The organism is Aeromonas sp. FDAARGOS 1404 (assembly GCF_019047085.1).
GTDB lineage: Bacteria > Pseudomonadota > Gammaproteobacteria > Enterobacterales > Aeromonadaceae > Aeromonas > Aeromonas veronii.
The window spans coordinates 550,903-573,713 of record NZ_CP077237.1; the positions used below are offsets into that span (position 1 = coordinate 550,903).

A 22,811-nucleotide genomic window follows, 5' to 3' on the forward strand; every position below is an offset into this window, starting at 1 on the left:
TGAGCGGGCGAACCCGCTCAAGGGAGGGTTTGTTACTCAGAGATACGCACCTCGTGGATATCCTCACCCACAGCCCGCAGTTCAGGCCGGTACATATCCTCCACCTGGGTCGGTGGCACCTGATAGCGACCCGGCGTCACCGCCCGCATCAGGTAGACCAGCAGCTGGTTGCTCCCCTCACTCAGATCCAGCGCCGCCGTATAGCGGTCGTCGCGAAACTCCTGATGCTTGAGATAGTCGTTCCATTCGCTCTGCCACGCCGGTTTCCCCTCAATGGAGAGCTCTTCGAGCTTGATGCTGTTGCCAAGGGCCGGGTTCTCCAGCTCGAAGCCTGCGGGCACCATCTCCACCAGCAGGGCATCGGGCACCGCGGATTCGCTGCTGACGTTGAGTCGCACCACCACCAGATCGCCCACCTTCACTTTGGCCGGGTCAAAACGCTGACCGTCGCTGTTGAACCAGCTGCGGGTCACACTCATCCCCTTGCTAATCCGTGCTGGCGCCTGTTCGGGGTAGCCGACCAGAGTGCGCTGCACATAGAGGGATCCCTTGCCCTCGTTGGTGACGGTGCTCGCCGCCAGTGCCTCGGGGGCACCCTGCTGTAGCGGAGCCGAACCGCTCAGGAATTCACTGCCAAGAGAGGAAGTTACCTTGGCCTGCCAGTCGACGGCCGGATCGAAACGGGCCAGTCGCAACAGAGCGAGCCGCTCCTGAGTGCTGAGCCACTGACGATGGGCCAGGGTATCGGCTACCTTGGCGCTGAGATCAGGCCAGCGCTCCGCAGCCAGCTTGTGCTGACGAAGCAAGGAGAGCTCAAGGGCCTGATCGCGCAGCGGTGAGCCGTAATCCCCCAGATAGTCATCCCCGCGTTCGGTCGCCAATGCCCGGCTGAGGGCCTTCGCTGCGTTCTGCTCATCCCCCATGGCCGAGAGCGCCAGCGAGAGGTGGAGCAGCGGCAAACCGGAGCGAGCGTGATCAGCCTGCTGCTCCCAGATAAGTCGCAGGGTAGCGAGCGGTGCCTTGCCCACCCGGGCCAGCACATAGGCGCTGTAGGCCTGATAGGCCAGCCGGCTGTGCTCGGGGGCACTGCTCCAGCGCTCGCCGTACTGGCTGTCGGTGAGATAGCTTTGCAACCTGTTCAGCGCCTGATTGAGCATGGCCTCCGGCACTGCGTCGCCCGCCTCCTTGCGCGCCAGCAGGTAGTCGGCGGCATAGGCGGTGAGCCACTGCTCCTCGTCGGAGCGACCATCCCAGAGACCAAAACCGCCGCTGGGCAGTTGCAACCGCTGTAGCCGCTGCAGCAGGGCGCGTTGCACATCCGCCTCGCTCGCCGCTTTCTTGTCCTCTGCGGGTTTGCTCCAGGCGGCCCGCTCATCCGCCGTTGTCAACAAGTAAGGCCAGGCACGGGACAGGGTCTGTTCCAGACAGGCGTAGGGGTAGTCGGCCAGAGCCTGCCACTGGGCTGCCGGATCCCAGGGGGGAGTGCCGGAGAGGCTGAACAGCCCCTGCAGGTTGGCGCGATCCAGCCCGGTTAGCTCAGCTGGCGTGAAGCTCATCTGCTGACCGGGGGCCAGCATCTGGTAACGCTGGCGAGTCTCGGCAGGCCAGGGGGAGCGCAGCGGCAAAGTCCAGTCGCGGCTGATGGCAAAATCCTTGCCGCTGGCCGCCAACTGCAGGCTTGCCACGCCGCTCGCCCCGGTCACGGTGAGCGGCAGGGTCAACCACTGCTCCTCACCATTTTTAAGGGACAGAGTGCCGGGCAGCTCGCCATTTGCCTTGAGCCCGCCATTGAGGGTCCAGACAAGGGAGAGGGTCTGATCCTCACCGCTCATGTTGCGCAGCTGCACCAGCGCCCGGGTCTCATCCCCTCTGGCGCCAAAGCGCGGCCAGCCAATCTCGGCCACCAAGGGCGCCACCACCTTGACGGCGCGCTCGGCCTCCCCGACTTGCTGTTCGTTCCAGGCCAGCGCCATCAGCGCCAGTTCGCCGTTGAAGTTGGGCAAATCGAGCGGGATCACCGCCTTGCCCTGCTGGTCAAAACTCACCTCGCCGCTCCACAGTGCGGCGATCTCGACCCGACTCTCCAGCGCGCCACCCTTTTTCAGCGGCGCCCGGTCACCCCCATAATTGAGGCGGGCCAGCTTGCCATCCTGCGGCGGGATCACCTGGCCGTAGTTGTCGAACAAATCTTGGGCGAAGCGCTTGCGACCAAAGAAGATCTCGAACGGGTCGAGAGGTTGGTAGTCGCTGATATTGAGCACGCCCCGATCCACCGCAGCCAGCACCACCCGTCCCTGACTGTTGGGGATGGAGGTGGCGGTCACTTCCAGCCGGGTAAGCGGCACCGCTTTATCAGGCGCGCTCAGGGTGAGCGGCAGACGGCGCGCTTCCCGGTCCAGGGTGAGCGGCACCAGCCCGACCGAGCGCAGGCTCTGCCCCTGCTGGCCGCTGACCGGTTTGGAGGCGCTGTCTGGCGCGGCGATCTGGGCCGAGATATGCAAGTCATGACGCTGCCACTCGGGGCTGACCGGGATCTCGAACTCGCCGCGGGCATCCTTGGCATCGCCACCGGCCCCCTTGAGCTCGATGCGCTGCCACCAGCGCAGGCCGTCGCCATCTTCCACCAGCAGCAAGCCCTTACCGGGGCGCGGGGCCACCAGCATCACTTTTGCCTTGTCACCCGCCTGATAGGCGCGTTTGTCGAGGGTGATGGCAATCTTGTCAGGCCGCGCCTGCTCGCCACCGCCACCCCAGGCGTAACTGCCTATTTCCACCCGCAGGCTGGATTGATGGCCCTGACTGTTCTCCACCTCCAATCGATACCAGCCCGCCGCCAGTTGCAGCGTGAGCGGGGTCGGCCCCTTGCCATCCAGCTGCAGGGTCTGCTCCTGTTCCAGATAGGGCTGGCTGTTGAACTCGTACTTCCACCCCTCCCCATCGGCGTAATGCCAGTAGTAGTCGCGGTACTCGTTGATAAGGCGCACCTTCACCGCCCCCGCCACCGGCTGGCCTTGCTCATCAAGGTTGAGGATCTGGAAGGGGAGCGGCTTACCCCCCTCTACCCGATCCGCCACGAAGTCGGCCTTGAGCGCCGGCCACTGGCTGCCCGCGGGCCAGCCATACTGGGTGCGGCTGCGATTGACGGCGCGGCCACCGGGCTCGGAGAGCGACACCCGATAGGCCACCTCCAACGGCCCGAGACCGCGCACCCCATCGAGCTCATCAGCTAACGAAAAAGTCCCCTGCCCCTGCGCATCGAGGGTGAGATTGAGAGGCTCGAGATCCTTGGCCTGCTCGGCAAGCAGCACGTCACCCAGAGTGAACTCCTGCCACTGGGTAAAGGGCATGGTGGCGCGGCTGATCTTTACCTCCGCCTTCGCCTTGGTGGCGCTCGCCGGCGCGCCGTAGAGATAGTCCCCTTGCAGTGGCAGCGTCAGGGCAGCGTCCAGACTCGTGACTTCCCCATCCGGCCCCTTGCCAAGCTGCAGTTTCAGCCGTTCCGGCAAAAACTCCTCCACCAGGAAAGGCCACTCGAAGCGGCTGCCGGCGGCGGTCTTGAGGTTGATGGTCCAGCGCCCGAGCGGCGCATCGTCCGGCAGGCGCAGACCGTAGTGGGCCGCGCCAAGATTGTCCGGTAGCAGCCGCTTTTGTTCGAGCAGCTGACCATCCGGCTGTTTCACCTCCAGCTCCACTGCCATACCGGGCAGCAGCTGGCCATCCTGCCCCTTGAGCAGGATCTCGCTGTCGAGCCGCTCGCCGGGGCGATAAAGGTCGCGCCCGCTAAAGAGATACAACTGCTGGGCCTGCCAGGGCTGGGTACCGAGATCGAAGGTGGAGAGATCGAGTGCAGCCCCATCGAGGCGCAGCACCGCCAGATGGTTGCCCTGTTCGGCCAGCAGCAAGCGAGCCCCCTGCACCTGATCAAAGCGGCGATGACCCTGTGGATCCGTGGTTTGCACCTGCAACCGGTTGCCCTTCTCATCGAGCAGGGAGAGCTGCACATCCTTGAGCGGGTCGGCGCTGGCCAGGGAGCTGACAAACACCTCCAGCTGATCGCGGTAACGGCGGGCACTGAGCCCCATGTCGCTCACCGCGAAATAGGTGGTCTCCTTGCGCCAGTCGTAGTTGCCAAGGGGCGACATCACCGCAAAATAGACGCCAGCCTCCGCCAGCTGCGGCTCTTTCACATTAATGAGGCGGGTCTCGCGCCGGTTGGCATCGAGCTCCAGCGCATAGCGGCCGCTGAACACCCGCTTGGCCCGCTTGGTGATCTGCTCAAGCTCCCAGTTACCCATGCCGGCACCGGGGCGATATTCCGCCAGAAAACGGGGCAGATACTCCGCATCGACCCGAAAGAAATCGATATTGACCTCATCCACGTTGACCGCGCTGATGGGCAAGCGAAGTTCCTGACGCAGCGGCAATACCATGCCGCTCGCGGTAAAGGAGGCCCCCGCCTCCAGCGGCCGGGTCTTGAGAGTCCAGCTCTGGGGGGATGGGCCCAGCCCCGCCTTGAGGCTCACCTCGTAGCTTTTGTCGGGCTGAACGTTCGGGAAATAGAGGGTGCGACCATCGTCGGCGAGGATCCACTCCCCCTGCACCTGCTTGCCCCCCTCACTGACCCCGAGCCAGCTCTGCCAGTTTGCCTTGGGCGCCAATTGGCCGGAGAAGACCAGCGCCAGCGCCGGGGCATCCCGATATTGGCGGGCATTGGCCTGCACTACAGAAGTTGGCGCCCCGGCCTCCTGCTGGGCTGTGGATTCTGTGGTCGATATTTGGCTGGCGGGCTTGTCAGGGCCGCAACCAGACAGCAAACCGACCACTCCGCAAAGCAGCAGGGCCGAGCAGCAGCGGCGCAGAGCGCCGGTTCCAGCGGTAGAGCGGTGAAAAGCAGAGGGAGAGTCGAAGAGGCGCATAGGTTCCATCCCGAGTTGGAGCGCTGCAAACGCAGCGTGGCTGGAAACAGGATAAGGCATCCTGCTCACCCGACACAAAGCTCATTACCCGAATGGGCACAATTCCGCGCCCCTGCAGCACGAGAACCCCCTTGCCCACTGATTCCGTGCGGCAAGGGTTGTCATCTAGTCGTGGCTGGTCTCGTTTTTTGCTCCGCCTTTTAACCAGCGAAACAGGATGGCCATGACGGCCGCCAGAAACAGCACCAGCGAGGTAATCAGCAGGGCCCGGGTCAACAGTTCGCTGTGGTGGAGGAAGAAGGGGGTATTCATCGCCAGCTTGCCCACCAAACTGAGGCAGAGCGCCCACATAAAGGCACTGGCAAAGCTGGCCACGCACATCCGCAGCACGCTCAGGCGGCCAATCCCCATCAGCATGGGGGTCAGCACCCGCACGAACGGGATAAAACGGGAGGAGAACATCGCCAGAAAACCGTACTTTTTCAGCAACCGGGTCGCCTTGGGCAGGCTGTCGGGAGGCAACATCCGTTCGATATGATCCATAAAGCGGGTGCGCTGCAGGGCCCGTCCCTGCCAGTAGGCGAGCACGGAACCTATGCCAGCAGCCAACGGCAGATAGACAAGAGTTACTTCGGGGCCAAACACCCCCATGCCCACCAACCCACCGGCCAGCAGTACCAGGCTGTCCCCCGGCAGGGGCAGAAAGACGAATGCGGACTCCAGCAGCAATACCAGCATCAGGCAACTGATCAGCAGGGGTACCGCCTGCATCTGAACCAGGGCGTCAAAATCCTGATGCCAAATGGCCATCAGCATATCCAGCATGTCACTCTCCCTACTACACGGTTCATCATGAACGAGGCAGGGGTTATAGCACCCATCCCCTGAACAAAACGTTAATTTTGTCCGGGTGTGTCTGTCGGGGTCAAACATGGTGATGCTCCTGCCGACGCGCACAAAGCCCCCTGGCTCCAATCTTGCCGATGTCTAGTCCTGAAATAGGTTTACACATTTTCAACTAGCATTTCTCTACTCAGACCCCCCGATGTACCGCATCGGGGGGTCTGTATTTCAACGCATGATGCGGCCGCTCCACGTTGTAAATATCCACCGCCTCATGCACCATTTCCCGCGCTTGCGTCAAATCCTGCGGGCTTTGCAACAACAACTCTCCTTTCAAAATCCCGTTCACCCGCTCCGCCAACCCATTCTGGTAACAGTCATACCCATCCGTCATCGAGCATTTCACCCCGTACCGTTCATGTAGTGACTGATACAGCCCCGAGCAATACTGCACGCCGCGGTCCGAGTGATGGATGAGTTCACTGCCGCCACACCGTTGCTTCAGCGCTTTCTTGAACGCCATCGCCACCGACTCGGCGTGCATCCCTTCGTGTACGTGATGGCCCACTATCTTGCGTGAGTAGGCATCCGTCACCAGGCTCAGGTACAGTGGCCCGCTCCTGGCTGGCAGATAGGTGATATCTGCGACCCAGACCTGCTCCGGGGCCACCGGTGTGACCTGCTCTGGCCCCGCCTTGAGCAAGTTGGGATGACGGTAGAAACGGTGAAAACTGTGAGTGGTCTTGTGATACGCCCGTCTGGGCTGCACCAGCAGGCGGTGCTCGGCCAATATCTGAAACAGCCTGTCCCGCCCGACCTTGAGCCCGTCATCATCCTGACCCTGCAGCAGATAATGCAGCTTGCGAGTGCCCACCCGAGGTTGTCGCAGTCGAACTTGACGCACAAAGCGCACCACCTGCAATCCCTGAGCATGGCGCTCGTCGGCGACCCGATTGCGCTTGTAGTAAGCCTGCCGGCTTATCCCCAGAAACAGGCAAGCCCTGACAATGGTCGGCCTCTCGACTTGCCGCTGCGAGAGGACTTGCCGGGTCGCATTTTTACGATGGAGACGCCGTAGTCGTTCTTCAGTACATCGACGACGGCCTCAAAGAACTGGGCTTTCTGACTCATCAGCGCCAGTTGCTGCTCGAGTTCCTTGATGCGCTGTTCGGGCGTCTGGTTGTCGGGGTCAGGCATGGTGATGCTCCTGCCGGCGCGTACAGAAGCCCCCTGGCTCCAATCTTGCCGACCATGTTTACGCAACCATACCAGAACGGTGGAGCTGCCCTGAATGCCATAACGCACCTGAGCCTGTTTGTAGGTGAGCTCGCCTTTTTCAATCTGCTCGACCAGTGTCAGTTTAAAAGTCAGCGAGTAATCGCGCTGTGTCCGTTTCACACCTTGTCCCATCGGGTTCTCCATTTATTGGGGGGAAAGGTGTAAACCATATTCAGGACGGGACATGGCGATCAAAAAAGCCCGTCACCAAGGTGACGGGCTTTTTCATGGCATAGAGCCAGAGCACAAGGCAATGCGATTACAGCACCTTGGCGATCGCCTCGCACAGGGGATCGATGTTGGCGCGGGTGATCCCGGCCACGCTGATCCGGCCTGAGCCGACGATGTAGATGGCAAATTCGCTCTTGAGGCGCTCAACCTGATCCTTGGAGAGACCGGAGAAGGAGAACATGCCGTTCTGCTCGCGGATAAAGCTGAAATCCTGGCTCACGCCGAGGGCAGCCAGCTTCTCTACCAGCAGTTCGCGCATCTCGCGAATACGCACCCGCATGGCCGCAACTTCTTCGACCCACTCGGCATAGAGAGCCGGATCGCTCACCACGGCGGTGACCACAGCGGCGCCGTGTGACGGCGGGTTGGAGTAGTTGGCACGAATGACGGTCTTGACCTGGGTGAAGGCCACATCGGCGATCTCTTTGGTCGCGCTCACCAGCGTGAAGGCGCCGACCCGCTCGTTGTAGAGGCCGAAGTTCTTGGAGAAAGAGCTCGCCACCAGCAGCTCGTCATGGCACTCGGCGAAGATACGCAGGCCTTCAGCATCCTCTTCGATACCACGGGCAAAACCCTGATAGGCGAAGTCAAACAGCGGCAACCAGCCGGCAGCAGCACTCTGCTTGGCCAGCGCGCGCCACTGATCGCTAGTGGGATCGATACCGGTCGGGTTGTGGCAGCAACCGTGCAGCAGCACCAGCTCACCCGGCTGCACTTCGGCCAGCGAGGCCTGCATGGCGGCAAAGTCGAGTCCCTTGGTGGCGGCGTCGTAGTACTTGTACCACTTGACGGTCAGGCCCGCGGCCTGGAATACGCTTACGTGGTTGGCCCAGGTGGGATCGGAGATCCAGATGGTCTTGGCCAGACCGTTGCGCACCACAAATTCGGCCGCGATACGCAGGGCACCGGTACCGCCCGGCGCTTGCGCGGTCTTGGCGCGGCCACTGGCAACCAGCGCAGAGTGCTGCCCGAACAGCAGTTGCTGCACGATGCGGCCATATTCGATATTGCCTTCAATACCGAGGTAGTTCTTGGTCTTCTCGTCGGTCAGCAGCTTCTGCTCGGCTTTCTTGACGCAGTGAAGAATTGGGGTGGCACCGGACTCGTCCTTGTAGATCCCTACGCCCAGATTGATCTTGTGGCTGCGAGAGTCAGCGCGGAAGGCTTCGGTCAGGCCCAGGATCGGATCCGCTGGGGCGGCAACAACCTTTTCAAACATGGTATTCCCTGTATTCCGTTGAGTTCGTTGGGTGGCAAAGCGGCTTGATAAACAAAAGCGCTCATCTGGCGAGCGCTTCGTCAACTCTTTATATCATCGCGTTCAATGGGGGAAAACCGCTTTTTGGCTCGCTTTCAGGCCAATTTCAACCAACGGCATGCCACGCTGGCGCCAGCGCGCACACCTCGGCCGACAAGCCACCATTGGACTCAACCAAACCGCTACAAACTGCTAACAATGACTTGGGGATCCGGCTCGGCTCCCAGTGCCTAGCCTCAGTCAAAGGTTGGGCATACGCACTGAGAATGGGGGCCAGATCACGAGGCAGCCACCAGCTGGCCGGACGGCCCAAGCGCTGGGCCAACGCCTGCAGCCGATCCACCCCGGCAGGGTCGAGGGCGGTGAGATGACTCCACAACACATTGGGGGGCAAGGCGGCAACTACCTGCTGCAAGGCTAGAGGAGCCGATGGGGGAGCCCACACCAGCAAGGTGCCAGCATCAAGGGGCAACTCGGCAAAGGCGCCGACGCTATCTGTGGTGATCACCCGCTCGATACTCCCCTCCCCCCACAGGATCTTGCCAAGACCCGCCAGGGTGCGCTCGGGCAGCGCCACCTCCCCCAGCGCCTGCAACCAGGGGGCGGCGTCGATCAGGGTGCCGCCGCTGAAAAAGAGGCTGAACGGCTGGGCGGCGCGCAAGCGCAACAGCTGATCGGCACAGAGCCGGATCCCCTTGTCCTCGAAATCAATCTGCTCGTTGGGGGTGAAGTTCACTTCGCTCTTGCGATAGAGCGCCGCCAGCACCCGTTCGTTGACCAGCTCCCCCAATTGCCAGCCCTGAGCATGCAACCACTCCTCGGGCTCGGGGGGCGCGGTGGCGATCTCGGCCAGCATCAGCTCGCGGGTGAGATAGCGGCGTCCGGCCGGGGTGAGCTCATAGCTGTGGCTGCCATGGGCGAGCAGCAGCTGGTTATCCTTGAGCAGGCCCACCAGCGGTTGCCACTGGCGGCCACGGATCACCACAGGTGAGTGGCTCAGCAACTGCTGCGCCAGCGCCCGCCATTCGGGGTGACTAAAGTCGATCAATTACAATCCATCCCTGTCAGTGCTCAATCGGATAAACAAACAGCCTGAAAAGGTACCGTTACAGACCGATGACGCCAAGCCTCCCACGCCAATTACGTGACTTCGCTCCCTGCAATTTTCCCCCAACAGAAGAGCCCACCGTGGGGTGGGCTCTTCCTTGGATAACACTCGACGCTTATTCGACGTTGAGGCGCAGTTCGGCATCGTGCCAACCCAGTGGCAGGGTCAGCAGCTGATCGATCAGCTCCCGGCGATCGGATTTCTCCAGATAGGCGAGATAGAGCGGACGGCTCAGCGGCTGGCCCCCCTCCACCAGATGGAGCGCCCCCTTTTCGAGGAAGGGGCTGACCATCCGCCGTGGCAGATAGGCGGCACCGCCGTTGGCCAGCACAAATTGCAGCGCCATGCTGGCAGAGCTGGAGTGCAGCACCGGGGTCTTTTGCAGGCTCTGCAAGCGGCTGGGTTGCGGCTCGAAGCTGGTACCCCAGTCGAGGTGGATGTGCGGCATCTGCATCAGGTTGTCGGCATTGGCGGCCGGATCCCGGCTCACCAGCTCGAACACCAGCTCACCGATAGGATGCAGGGCGATCTCGTCGATCTTGGTGGGCTCGGAGAGCAGAGCCAAATCGAGGGAGCGCTCCAGCAACTGGCGGCAAAGGTGCTCGCGGGAAGCTGTTTCCAGCCGCACCGCCAAACCGGGCGCCAGCGCATAGATGTGATTGAGCCAGTCGTTGAAATCGAGCTCCCAGAACACAGCGGGCGCGCCGATAGCCAACTGCTGGCTGAATCCTGGCGAGAGCGCCACATCCTGCTTGGCGCGACCAAGGGTGTGCAAGATGGCGTCTGCGTAGGGCAGCAGACGCTCACCGGAGGCGGTCAGGCGGATGTTGTTTCGATGACGGGCAAACAGACTGACACCCAGTTGCTGCTCTAGCTGGCGGATCCGGAAACTCACCGCCGACTGGGTCAGGTAGAGATTTTCAGCAGCCCGGCCAAAATGCCGGGTCTTGCTCACCTCGATAAAGGTCCGAAGCAGCTCGGTATCCATTAATCGATGGACTCGTCACTGCCACCACCGCTGCCACCACCGACATCAAAGCTGCCGCCACCGCTGCTCTCTTCGCTGGCGCCGCCAACGACGGTGCAGAGGCGATGAACGCGCTTGGGACCGATCACCTTGAGGTATTTGAACCACACCTTGGCATGGGGGTTGGCACCGGCTGCGCCGGATTTAACCTGCTCGACGAAGGCGGACTCGACATCGTCACGGGGTGCAAGGTTGCCCTGGTAGAGTGCCAGCATGGCGGTGCCATACTTTTCCAGACTGTCCGCTTCGGCCACAGTGAATTCACCACTGCGACGCAGGCCACGGGGAAAATGTTTGAAGTCGTTGAAACGCTTGTCTGATTCGAAGCTCATAGTGCTCTTTTTTCTGGTTAGTTTGACCTTTGCGGGCAAGTATCATCAGGCCATCGCCGAGTGCAAAATCAATTTTCTCACTATGTTAATAAATATCTTTTATCGAAGTCACTTTGCTTCATCGTTGACGCCGATTTTGTGGCATAACACACAAAAAACGTTGATAAATAATAAACTTATGTAAACGTGCAGCCAATTTGCACGTCACTTTTTGGACTGTGCAGGCAAAAATAAAGCGCCATACGGCGCTTTATTTGTCACATCATTTGTCACATCAGGTGAACCAGCTGAACCTTTGGTTCAAACATGCTTACTCAATCATGGCCGGTTGGGCCAGGTTGTCGGCACGCCACAGACGGTAGCGCACTTCATACTCCTGCGGCACGTAAATCACGAACGGCAGTTTTGAGTTGTAGTTCACGAAGAAGCCCTGACCGTAGATCTGGACGAAGGTCTCTTTCTGCTGGTTATCCGGGCACATCATCAGGGTGCTGATGGGGTCGGAGACTTTGCCCAGTTTCAGGTAGTTGTAGCCCCAGCCTTTGACGCTGTGCTGTTCCAGGTTGCCTGCAAAACGCGGTACGTTGCAATCAACCATCATCTTTTTGCCGACCTGCAGCTCGACCATCATGTCGGCTTCTTTCTCGACTTCAGGCAGGCGGATCACCACACGTTCCTGATTCACGTCAGCGGCTGGGAACATGCTGATATCAAATTTTTTCGGCTCGGCGGCGAAGGCATGGCCACCCAGCAACAAGGCGCCCAGCAGGCTAAAACGCAATACGGTTTTCATCTGTACCTCATGGGGTTGGTTCAACGCCGCTAGACTAACCGCTCTGCCGATTTCATGCCAGCGATCTGCTACGTAAAAACTGCGTAAAATGATGCAGATCCGGCACACCATGACGTGATCTGGCTATTTTCTGACAGGGCGCACACTCCCGTTGCGGGAACCTGAAACAAAAAGCGAGGCCAATTGGCCTCGCTTTGCATTCAAATGGCGCCAGAGTGCTATTTGGCCGCCTCTTGATGGGCCTTGATGACGGCCACCGCCTTGTCGGGGAAGTCGCTGAACACCCCATCCACATCGGCCTGATAGAGGAAGATGTTAAGGAGATCGGTGAAGTCCTTGGCATAGGCCGGGATCTGCCCCTCATCCTGACGGAAGGTATAGGGGTGAACTTTCAGGCCCGCCGCGTGGGCTTCTTTTACCATGCCGGTTAAGACCGGCTTGCCCAAAGTGCCCGGCTCGGTGACGATCATCGGTTTCCACGGGCCAATCCCTTCGGCATAGCTGGCGATGGTTTTCATCGCTCCCGGCTTGAACATCCAGTCATAGTTGTAGGGGGTCGCCTTGCCCTTGGCGTCGTAGACCATGGTCTCGTTCCAGTCGGTCTCGGCCATCAGTTGCACCAGTTTCAGATCCATACCCATGGCGGGCATCAGCTCGCTGTTGATGCGCTTGAGTTCATCGGCATCGAAGCACTGCAGATAGACCTTGTCATCCTTCCCGGTGTAGCCGTACTCCTTGAGCACCTTCAGCACCGCCTTGGAGATATCCTTGCCTTCGTGACGGAACAGCCAGGGCGCTTTGATCTCCGGATAGATCCCGATGTTCTTGCCGGTGCTCTTGTTGAGCCCCTGGATCATTTCGATCTCCTCCTGGAAGGTGTGGATCTTGAAGTCTGACTTCCAGAGCGGGAAGCGGGCCGGATAGACCGGCACCTGCTTGCCATCCACCAGCTGGAACGGCTCGGTCATGCGCAGGGAACGCACCTCGTCCAGGGTGAAATCCACCACATAGTAACGGCCGTCCGGACGGGCACGGCCGGGGAAGCGCGCCGCCACATCGGTGATACCGTCGAGGAAGTGATCGTGCATCACCACCAGCTGATCATCCTTGGTCATCACCAGATCCTGCTCCAGATAGTCAGCCCCCATGCCATAGGCCAGCGCCTTGGACTCCAGGGTATGCTCGGGCAGGTAGCCGGAAGCGCCACGGTGGGCGATCACCACCTTGCCTTCATCGGCAGCCAACACGGGTAATGAGAGGGAGGCCCCAAGGCTCAAGGCGATGAGGGAAACGGCGAGTTTTTTCATATGTGATGCTCTTTATTATTGTGTGTAGGTAATTGTTCTATCAGAGGTTTGTTTCATATTTACGGTGGGCAGCAGCGCACTGCCCACCGTCACTCATCAGCTCGCCTTGCGCAGAGCCTGATGGTATTGGTCGAGCCAGATCTGCAGCATTTGCTGCTCTGAGTCGTTCAGGCGCAGTCCCAGCTTGCTGCGGCGCCAGAGGATATCATCCAGTGAACAGGCCCACTCCCGCTCGATGAGATAACGCACTTCCGACTCGTACAGGCCGCCACCGAAGTGAATGCCGCGATCCTCTTTCAGCCAGAGACGGGCATGGGCACCATAGGCCTCGGCAATGCGCAGGGCGCTGCGATCATCGAGCCAGTCAAACTCCAGCGCAAAGGCGCGGGCCAGCTCGCGTACCGAGCAGTCAAACTCGCCGCCGGGCAGACGGCTGGTCGCAGTCCAGTCATCCCCCATCTGGCTAAACCAGGGCTTGAGCTTGTTGCAGGCGGCCTGCGCCAGCTTGCGATAGGTGGTGAGCTTGCCGCCAAACACCGACAAGAGCGGCGCACCGTCAGACTCGCCAGAAAGTTCGAGGGTGTAGTCGCGGGTCACCGCCTGCGGCGAGTCTGACTCGTCGTCACAGAGCGGACGCACCCCGGCGTAAGTCCAGATCACATCTTTCGGCGCAATTTGGCGAGTGAAGTGGGCGTTGACCACCTTGCACAGGTAGGTAATTTCGGCCTCGCTGATCTTCGCTTCCCGCGGGCTGCCGTGGTGCTCCACATCGGTGGTGCCGATGAGGGAGTAGTCCTGCTGATACGGGATGACGAAGACGATACGGTTATCTTCGTTTTGCAGGATATAGGCCTCTTCGCGCTCATGGATGCGCGGCACTATCATGTGGCTGCCTTTAATAAGGCGAATACCACGGGGTGATTTCTCGTGCAGGCTCTCGTCGTAGAAGGTCTTGACCCAGGGGCCCGCCGCATTGACCAAACCACGGCAGGTGACGGTGAACTGCTCGCCCCCTTCCCGCTCCAAAGTAAGCGTCCAGTGTTTGGATCCACGCACCGCCTTGATGCAGCGAGTGCGGGTCTGCACATCGGCCCCCTTGTCACGGGCCATCATGGCGTTGAGTACCACCAGCCGGGCGTCGTCGACCCAGGCATCGGAATATTCAAACCCCTTATTGATCCCTGCGGTCAACCCATCTTGCGGCAGGAAGCGCACGCCACAGCTCCCCTTGAGCTTGTCGCGCTTGGCCAGATTGTCATAGAGGAACAGACCGGCGCGGATCATCCAGGCCGGACGCAGGTGTGGACGGTGCGGCAGGCGAAAACGCATGGGACGAGCGATGTGAGGCGCCATACCGAGCAGCACCTCACGCTCCGCCAACGCCTCTTTCACCAGCCGGAATTCGTAATGCTCGAGATAGCGCAAACCGCCGTGGATCAGCTTGCTGGAGTTGGACGAGGTGGCAGAGGCGAGATCTTGCGCCTCAAACAGGGCAACCTTCAGACCCCGTCCTGCCGCATCGGCTGCGATGCCGACCCCGTTGATGCCGCCACCGACGACGACCAGATCATAATGTTCGCTCATGTTCACCTACTTTCATTTTTATGATTGCTATAACAACAATGTTTGATTTCGCTCATTTTAGAACATGAAAATACAACAAACGAACATTTTATGGTGAAAGTGTGATCGCCACAGCCCGCCAGAGGTGGCAAAGGGGACAGGTCAGCTGAGCAAATGGCGTCGGGCCGAAATCAGCGGGTTAATAGCCAAAAAAACCAGATTGAATAGTAGTTTTGGCAATACCCATAAAGGGGTGAGATGACTCAGGAACGGGAGAGAGAAAGGAGGCCGCCCTGACGGGCGACCGGCACAGCCTTGGCGTGTTTCGCCGTCAGCAGATGTGGCAGGCGATCTGGTGTTGCGCCATCAATCGCGTCAGCTTTTCCGGTGGCTCCTGATCGGTAAAGAGGGCGTGGATCTGGCTTAGATTGCCCAGATTGACCATGGCATTGCGACCGAACTTGGTGTGGTCGGCGGCCAGGAACACCTGACGGGAGTGAGCGATAATGGCCTGGGCGATCTTCACCTCGTGATAGTCGAAATCGAGCAGGGAGCCGTCGTTGTCGATCCCCGAAATCCCGATGACGCCATAGTCCATGCGAAACTGACCGATAAAGTCGCGGGTCGCCTCCCCCACGATGCCGCCATCGCGGTTGCGGATCTCGCCACCGGCAATGATGACGGTGAAGTCATCCTTCGCCGTCAAAATGCTGGCCACGTTGAGGTTGTTGGTGACGATGCGCAGCTCGCGGTGATCGAGCAGGGCGCGGGCAATGGCTTCGGTGGTGGTACCTATGTCGATAAAGAGCGATGAGCCGTCGGGAATATTGGCCGCTACCTCGCGGGCGATGCGCTCTTTCTCCTTGAGTTGCATCACTTTACGGGCGCTATAGGCGGTATTGACGGTACTCGAATGCAGGGAGGCACCGCCATGATGGCGCCGGATCTTGTTCTGTTCGGCGAGATCGTTCAGATCCCGGCGAATGGTCTGGGGGCTGACGTCAAAGTGGGTCACCAGATCGTCGGTCGAGACAAATCCCTGCCGCGTCAGGACGTCCAGGATCTCCAGATGTCGTTGGGTTTGCTTCACGCTTGCACTCCGATGATGAGACAAAAAAAGGCCCCGGCAGATGCGGGGCCTTTTGGCAGTTTACCTGATCCCCTTTGGGATCAATAAGCTGAGGATCACGTTTTATGCCTTATGGGCAGCCGCTTTCTTGGCCGCAACGGCAATGTTCTCATGCTTGAGGGTCATCGCCAGCAGGATGATGGAGAGCACGCAGGAGACGGTCAGCACCATGAAGCCGCCATCCCAACCGAAGTGGTCAACGGTATAACCCAGCATGGCGTTGGCAGCCACGGCGCCGCCCAGATAACCGAACAGACCGGTGAAACCTGCCGCAGTACCGGCTGCTTTCTTCGGTGCCAGCTCAAGAGCATAGAGGCCGATCAGCATGACAGGGCCGTAGATCAGGAAGCCGATAGCCACCAGCGCCATCATGTCGATGGTCGGGTTGCCGGCCGGGTTGAACCAGTAAACCAGCACAGCCAGGGTCACCAGCACCATGAACAGGATACCTGCCGGGGCACGGCGGCCCTGGAACATCTTGTCAGAGATCCAGCCACACAGCAGGGTGCCCGGAATACCGGCCCACTCGTAGAGGAAGTAAGCCCAAGAGGAGTTGTCGACGGTGAAGTGCTTGGCCTCTTTCAGGTAAGTTGGCGCCCAGTCCAGCACACCGTAACGAATGAGGTAAACGAAAGCGTTGGCGATCGCGATGTACCACAGCAGTTTGTTGTGCAACACGTACTTGACGAAGATCTCCTTGGCGGAGAACTCCTGCTCGTGGCTCTCGTTGTAATCCTTCGGATAGTCGTTCTTGTACTCCTCGATAGGAGGCAGACCGACCGATTGCGGGGTATCACGCATCACGAAGAAGGCGATCACCGCGATGGCGGCCGCCGCTGCCGCAGGCACATAGAAGGCGCTGCGCCAGTCGTTGAACCAGCCCATCCCGAGGATAAACAGCGGGCCAATCATGCCGCCACCCACGTTGTGTGCCACGTTCCAGACCGCAACCACTTCGCCGCGCTCTTTCTGTGACCACCAGTGCACCATGGTGCGACCGCAAGGCGGCCAGCCCATGCCCTGTGCCCAACCGTTCAGGAACAACAGCACAAACATGATGGCAATGCTGGAGGTGGCCCAGTGCATGGTACCCATCATGAACATGATGGCAGCCGAGAGCAGCAGACCGGCGGAGAGGAAGTAACGAGCGTTGGAACGGTCAGAGACGTTCCCCATCAGGAACTTGGACAAACCGTAAGCGATGGAGACCCCGGAGAGCGCGAAACCGAGATCACCACGGGAGAAGCCCTGCTCGATCAGATAGGGCATCGCCAGACTGAAGTTTTTCCGTACCAGATAGTAGCCGGCGTAACCGAAGAAGATCCCGAAAAACACCTGCCAACGCATGCGTTTGTAGAAGGGGTCGACCTTGTCAGCCGGGAGCCTGTCGATGTGCGCCGCAGGCCTGAAGAGACTAAGCATGTTCTGCTTCCTTATTGTTGTTATGGGCGGTTGAGGATGCCCTGACCATTCCGACGAATCATGTGAGTCCACTGATTCGTAAGCGAGCCTATTGTGCTCATATGCGCTCATTTAATCTGTGATGCATGCTCAAATATTGCAGTTTTATTACAAATAAAAGCTCCAAATGAGAAACCACTCAGCAAGCGCCAGCCCTTGTGTGGCAAGGGTTGCAAGCTACCACCTAAGTGGTAACTGGCGGTAATCAAGATGCTTTACGTCACATTTTCTTAGCAATGAGTGGGATCTTGTCCACATTTCCTATGGAGGGGGGATGGTGAAATTATTGGGAAGGGTTATTTTCTGTCACGACCGATAACGAGCGCAAACGAGCATAACGTTTGCGCAAGACGCAAAAACAACAAAGAAACGTTTTCGGCAGCAACGGATAGACACAAAAAGATAAAACGGAACATCAAACCTCTACGGGTGGATATAAGGAACAAAAGTATGAGCATACAAAGACCCAATACCCTGCTTGGCGAGTGCATCGCCGAGTTTATCGGAACCGGCCTGCTGATATTTTTCGGCGTCGGATGTGTGGCGGCACTGGTGCTGGCTGGCGCCAACTTCGGGCAGTGGGAAATCTCCATTACCTGGGGTCTGGGTGTGGCCATCGCCATCTATGTGGCCGGCGGCATTTCAGGTGCTCACCTGAACCCGGCTGTAACCCTGGCGCTGATGACCTTCTGCGGGTTCGACAAGCGCAAGGTGGTACCCTACATCATCGCCCAGATGGCCGGTGCCTTCTGCTTCGCAGCCCTTGTCTACTTCCTTTATGGTAACCTTTTCACCCAGTGGGAAGTGACCCATAACGTGGTGCGCGGCAGCGTCGAGAGCCTCGGCACCGCCGGGATCTTCTCCACCTACCCCAATGCCCTGCTGACCAACATGCAAGCTTTTGCCGTCGAGCTGGTGATCACCGCCGTCCTGATGCTGGGCATCATGGCGCTGGGTGACAACAACAACGGCGCTCCCAAAGGTTTCGCCGCCGCTCTGCTGATCGGTATCCTGATCGCGGTGATCGGTGCCTCCCTTGGCCCGTTAACCGGTTTTGCCATGAACCCGGCCCGTGACTTTGGTCCGAAACTGTTCGCGTTCTTTGCTGGCTGGGGTGATGTTGCCCTGACCGGTGGTCGTGACAACCCCTACTTCTGGGTTCCGATCCTTGGCCCCATCGTTGGCGCCCAGATTGGTACCGCTCTGTATGTCAAAGTGCTGGCTCCCTGCGTCCCGGGCAACCGTGTCGTCACCACCGAGCAAGCGACCCAAACCGCCAAAGAAGAGGCTGCCGCATAAGAGCGGCCCCCTCCAACGTATAAAAACGTGGAAAATAGAAACGTGGAGAACATCATGTCTGCTGAAAAGAAATATGTCGTCGCTCTGGACCAGGGAACCACCTCTTCCCGCGCCATCGTGTTTGATCAGGATGCCAACATTGTCGGTACCTCCCAGCGCGAATTCACCCAGCACTACCCGAAAGCGGGCTGGGTAGAGCACGACCCGATGGAGATCTGGGCGACCCAATCCTCCGTCTTTACCGAAGTGCTGGCCAAGACCGGCCTGCGCAGCGAAGAGATCGCCGCCATCGGTATCACCAACCAGCGTGAAACCACCGTTGTCTGGGAAAAGGCCACCGGCAAGCCCATCTACAACGCCATCGTCTGGCAGTGCCGCCGCACCGCCGCCATCTGTGAAGAGCTGAAAGCTCGCGGTCTAGAAGAGTACGTTCGCGAGAACACAGGTCTGGTGCTGGATGCCTACTTCTCCGGTACCAAGGTGAAGTGGATCCTCGACAACGTGGAAGGTGCCCGCGAGAAGGCGATGAACGGCGAGCTGCTGTTCGGCACCATCGATACCTGGCTGGTCTGGAAGATGACCAATGGCGAAGTGCACGTCACCGACCCGACCAACGCCTCCCGTACCATGCTCTACAACATCCGTGAGCTGAAGTGGGACGAGAAGATGCTGGACGAGCTGGGCATCCCCATGTCCATGCTACCGGAAGTGAAACCCTCTTCCGAAGTGTACGGCTACACCACCCGTGGCGGCGGCTCCCGCATCCCCATCGCCGGTATTGCCGGTGACCAGCAGTCTGCCCTGTTCGGCCAGCTCTGCTTTGAAAAAGGGATGGCCAAGAACACCTACGGCACCGGCTGCTTCATGCTGATGAACACCGGCACCGAGCCGGTTCGCTCCAGCAACGGCCTGCTGACTACCGTTGCCATCGGCCCGAAAGGGGAAGTGAACTACGCGCTGGAAGGTGCGGTGTTTATGGGTGGCGCCACCATCCAGTGGCTGCGTGACGAGCTGAAGATCATTCACGATGCCCGCGACACCGACTACTTCGCCTCCAAGGTGGGTGACACCAACGGCGTCTATCTGGTGCCGGCCTTCGTCGGTCTGGGTGCGCCCTACTGGGATCCGTATGCTCGTGGCACCATGGTCGGCCTGACCCGTGGCGCCAACCGCAACCACATCATCCGTGCAGCGCTGGAATCCATCGCCTATCAGAGCCGCGATGTGCTGGATGCCATGCAGCAGGACTCCGGTATCAAGCTGGCAGCGCTGAAAGTAGACGGCGGCGCCGTAGCCAACGACTTCCTGATGCAGTTCCAGGCTGACATGATGCACACCCCGGTGGTACGTCCGACCCGCATCGAGACTACCGCCATGGGCGCCGCCTTCCTGGCTGGTCTGGCAGTCGGCTTCTGGAAGAGCTCGGACGAGCTGGAAGACAAGTTCAGCGTGGACCGCGAGTTCATCCCGCAGATGGACAGAGACGATCGCGCCAAACGTTACAGCGGCTGGCAAAAAGCGGTTGAACGTTCACGCCGTTGGGCTGAAGAGGATTGATCGGGCACCCGACATTCCGTTGAGATAAACACCCAAGAGGCCGACCGCAATGTCGGCCTCTCTTTTTATGCTTTCCCTTGCCGCTTTCTGCCCAATTCCCCGCTAACTGCTCCCTCCTGTTTTTCTGCCGCCCTCTGTTGTCACCATCCGCCACAACGCAATTGAGTTATCTATCTATAATCATCATCTGGGTCGCATATGCGACCTTATTTATGAGGAGAGCGATATGGAGAGGGCGATACACCGTTTTACACTGCAATCACTCTGGTCAGGGCTCGGGATCCGCACCCGGATCCTCGCTGGCGTGGCGATACTGATGGCCATCGCCATCAGCTGCATCACCTTGATCCTCGAGCAGATATCCCACAGTCAGGCCCAGCAGCGGGTCGAACGCTACGAGCTGCCAAGCAGCGTGGATCGCATTGCCAACCAGCTGACCGCCCAGCTTATCCAGCACCTGACCGAGGCGCAGGCGCTGGCCAGCAACCGTTTTGTCATCGACTGGCTGACCGCTGGCATGCCAGAGCAAGAGTGGCCCGCCATGGAGCGTTACTTTCAGGATCTGCAACGGCGGATCGGCGGCAACGTCTTTATCGCCCCCCGCCAGAGCAACACCCTGATCAACTTCAGCGGCGGCCCCACCGCCCAGAAATCGCTGAGCGAATCAGACCCGAAAGATGGGTGGTTTTTCGGCTTTCTCAAACGCAGCAAACCCTATGAGCTGAACCTCGACATCTCCGATTTTGACAAGCGCGCATCCCTCTATATCAACACCGCCGTCACCCACGAGGGCAAGACCCTGGCAGTGGCAGGCACCTCCATCGACATGAGCGCCCTGAGCAAGCTCATCAGCGGCTACCGGATCGGCAAGAGTGGTCAGGTCTATCTGGCGGACATGGCGGGCAATATCGAGATCCACCCCGAGCAGGAGGTTGAGGGGGCCGCCCACCACCAGCAATCCTTCCTCGATACCGTCAAGCGGCTTATTCCCAATGCCCGGGAACAGGTGGCCGTAGAGGCGCTAACACTGGAGGGGCAAACCTACCTCATCGCGGTACGTTACATCCCCACCCTCAACCGGCTGCTGATTGGCGAGATCAACAGCGCCGAGCTGGAAGAGGGACTGCTGGAATCCCGCCAGCTCATTATCATGGTGTCGCTCGCCATCGGCGGGATCGCCATGCTGGCATCCGCCTGGCTGGCTCACTCCATCAGTCGCCCCATTCGTCAGGCAGCCGATGGCATGCATCACATCACCGCCGATCGGGATCTGGCTACCCGTCTCGATTTCTCTGACGAGTCGGAGCTGGGCATGATGGCCCAGAGTTTCAATCAGCTGATCCAGAGCCTGAACCAGAGCTTCTCCCGGTTCCAGCAGTCAGGCAGCGCCCTCTCTGCGCAGTCGTCCCAATCCATGCAGCAGGCCCAGGCACTGGCAGGAGAAGCGTGCCAGCAGGCCCAGAGCATTCAGGAGCTGACCACTGTGGTCACCACCATCGGCGACAACGCCGAGCAGATCGCCAGCCGCTCTGAAGGGGTCAACGACGTAACCCAACGCATCGCCAACCATATGCTCAGCATCGAGCAGGATGTGACCCAGAGCGCCGCGCAACTCGACACCTTGCGCAGCAGCATCGGCAGCTCCTCGGCCCTGCTCGATGAGGTAGTGAAAGACAGCAACAACATCACCCAGATCATGAACCTCATCCGCGATGTCTCGAACCAGACCAACCTGCTGGCCCTCAATGCGGCCATCGAAGCGGCCCGGGCAGGGGATATGGGACGGGGCTTTGCGGTGGTGGCCGACGAGGTACGCCAGCTGGCGGTGCGTACCCAGACCGCCACCAAGGATGTGCAGGATCTTATCTTGCGCCTGCAGGAGGGAACGCGGCAGGCCAGCAGCTCGATGGCAGACTCCCGCAACCTGAGCGAAGAGGGATACAACCGGATGAATCAGGCCAGAGAGGTGCTGGTTGATGCCACCAGCCAGATCAACCAGACCGCCCTCGAGATCAACGAGATCAGTGCGCTGGCGCAGGCGCAGAATCAACAGATGGGGCAAGCCAGAACGGCGCTCGACGAGTTGGCCATGGTGGCCGAACACCAGCGGGAACACGCGCAGGAGAGCAATGCCGCCAGCCGCGAACTGTTCGAACTGGCCAAGGCCATCGACGAGCAGATCCGCCAATACCGGATTGGCTAGGCCCGGTGCTTCCCCCTCTCCCTCTCAATAACCAAGACGCCACCGCAGGGTGGCGTTTTCATTTTGCAAATCATTTTGCCTGCCCTCTCGAAACGGGAATGACGACAAAACTCGCAAGCCATTGATAATTAACATGAAAAAATGTGGAACGGCCATTGCTTAGTGATATCAGACTCAACAGAGGGATATCGCCATGAAACCGACCACCAATCAAGCGCCCGTAGCCCACGTCGCCACTCAAAAAGAGACCCTGACCCCCCGCGAAGGCACCTTCCTGATGATGGTGGCCCAACTGGTGGTGCTCACCTGCATCGTACTGGCCGCCACCGTCGGCGGCCTCTCATGGCAGTGGAACCTGCTGCTGGCCATTCCGCCGGTGATCGGTGGCGCTCTGCTCAGCCGGGTATGGGGCAAACTGCCACGGTAACTGCGCTTCACCTCATACACCTTCCCGAACCGGCGGCCAACCCTCGAGTTGGCCGTCTGTTTATCTGCCGCCTGGCTCA

At 59.7% G+C, this 22,811-nt stretch carries 16 protein-coding genes; 4 read left to right on the plus strand and 12 right to left on the minus strand.

Going from position 1 to position 22,811, the window contains the following annotated elements; all coding sequences use genetic code 11:
- Positions 1-32 precede the first annotated feature (32 nt).
- From I6L34_RS02435 to glpT, 12 genes are all read right to left on the minus strand, one after another.
- Entirely contained in the window at positions 33-4,916 is a 4,884-nt protein-coding gene (locus I6L34_RS02435; protein WP_216955521.1) for an alpha-2-macroglobulin, read from the minus strand.
- A 165-nt stretch (positions 4,917-5,081) separates the two neighbouring features.
- Positions 5,082-5,741: a DedA family protein gene (locus I6L34_RS02440; RefSeq protein ID WP_058057019.1), complete on the minus strand. Its 660-nt coding sequence runs from the start codon at positions 5,739-5,741 to the stop codon at positions 5,082-5,084.
- A 208-nt stretch (positions 5,742-5,949) separates the two neighbouring features.
- A protein-coding gene (locus tag I6L34_RS02445; RefSeq protein ID WP_205635543.1) for an IS3 family transposase occupies positions 5,950-7,169 on the minus strand; the annotation gives its coding sequence in 2 pieces (ribosomal slippage) (positions 5,950-6,815 and positions 6,815-7,169; 1,221 coding nt in all).
- Between the two features lie 127 nt (positions 7,170-7,296).
- Complete coding sequence (locus tag I6L34_RS02450) at positions 7,297-8,487, minus strand: amino acid aminotransferase (protein ID WP_005347039.1); 1,191 nt, start codon at positions 8,485-8,487, stop codon at positions 7,297-7,299.
- A gap of 145 nt (positions 8,488-8,632) precedes the next feature.
- Positions 8,633-9,574 (minus strand): hypothetical protein, encoded by a 942-nt coding sequence (locus tag I6L34_RS02455; RefSeq protein ID WP_058055945.1) that lies wholly within the window; start codon positions 9,572-9,574, stop codon positions 8,633-8,635.
- A gap of 175 nt (positions 9,575-9,749) precedes the next feature.
- Entirely contained in the window at positions 9,750-10,622 is an 873-nt protein-coding gene (hdfR, locus tag I6L34_RS02460) for an HTH-type transcriptional regulator HdfR (RefSeq protein WP_005337525.1), read from the minus strand.
- A complete protein-coding gene (maoP, locus tag I6L34_RS02465) occupies positions 10,622-10,993 on the minus strand; it encodes a DUF413 domain-containing protein (RefSeq protein WP_005337527.1) in 372 nt (123 codons plus the stop codon). Before maoP ends, hdfR begins: the two co-directional genes overlap by 1 nt.
- A 310-nt stretch (positions 10,994-11,303) precedes the next feature.
- A complete protein-coding gene (gene eco / locus I6L34_RS02470) occupies positions 11,304-11,786 on the minus strand; it encodes a serine protease inhibitor ecotin (RefSeq protein WP_005337529.1) in 483 nt (160 codons plus the stop codon).
- 218 nt (positions 11,787-12,004) lie between these two features.
- Positions 12,005-13,093, minus strand: coding sequence for a glycerophosphodiester phosphodiesterase (glpQ, locus tag I6L34_RS02475; protein ID WP_216955523.1), 1,089 nt, complete (start codon positions 13,091-13,093; stop codon positions 12,005-12,007).
- Positions 13,094-13,189: 96 nt separating this feature from the next.
- Entirely contained in the window at positions 13,190-14,677 is a 1,488-nt protein-coding gene (glpD, locus tag I6L34_RS02480; RefSeq protein WP_103251020.1) for a glycerol-3-phosphate dehydrogenase, read from the minus strand.
- A 310-nt stretch (positions 14,678-14,987) separates the two neighbouring features.
- Complete coding sequence (locus I6L34_RS02485; RefSeq protein ID WP_005347045.1) at positions 14,988-15,746, minus strand: DeoR/GlpR family transcriptional regulator; 759 nt, start codon at positions 15,744-15,746, stop codon at positions 14,988-14,990.
- Positions 15,747-15,848: 102 nt separating this feature from the next.
- Positions 15,849-17,207 (minus strand): glycerol-3-phosphate transporter, encoded by a 1,359-nt coding sequence (glpT, locus tag I6L34_RS02490; RefSeq protein WP_005337540.1) that lies wholly within the window; start codon positions 17,205-17,207, stop codon positions 15,849-15,851.
- 489 nt (positions 17,208-17,696) lie between these two features.
- Here glpT and I6L34_RS02495 point away from each other — a divergent pair, with 489 nt between their 5' ends.
- From I6L34_RS02495 to I6L34_RS02510, 4 genes are all read left to right on the plus strand, one after another.
- Positions 17,697-18,545, plus strand: coding sequence for an MIP/aquaporin family protein (locus I6L34_RS02495; RefSeq protein ID WP_216955525.1), 849 nt, complete (start codon positions 17,697-17,699; stop codon positions 18,543-18,545).
- A gap of 54 nt (positions 18,546-18,599) precedes the next feature.
- A complete protein-coding gene (gene glpK, locus I6L34_RS02500) occupies positions 18,600-20,102 on the plus strand; it encodes a glycerol kinase GlpK (protein WP_005337546.1) in 1,503 nt (500 codons plus the stop codon).
- Between the two features lie 226 nt (positions 20,103-20,328).
- Positions 20,329-22,305: a methyl-accepting chemotaxis protein gene (locus I6L34_RS02505; RefSeq protein WP_216955527.1), complete on the plus strand. Its 1,977-nt coding sequence runs from the start codon at positions 20,329-20,331 to the stop codon at positions 22,303-22,305.
- Positions 22,306-22,498: 193 nt separating this feature from the next.
- A complete protein-coding gene (locus tag I6L34_RS02510) occupies positions 22,499-22,732 on the plus strand; it encodes a hypothetical protein (protein WP_216955530.1) in 234 nt (77 codons plus the stop codon).
- The last annotated feature ends 79 nt before the right edge of the window (positions 22,733-22,811 follow it).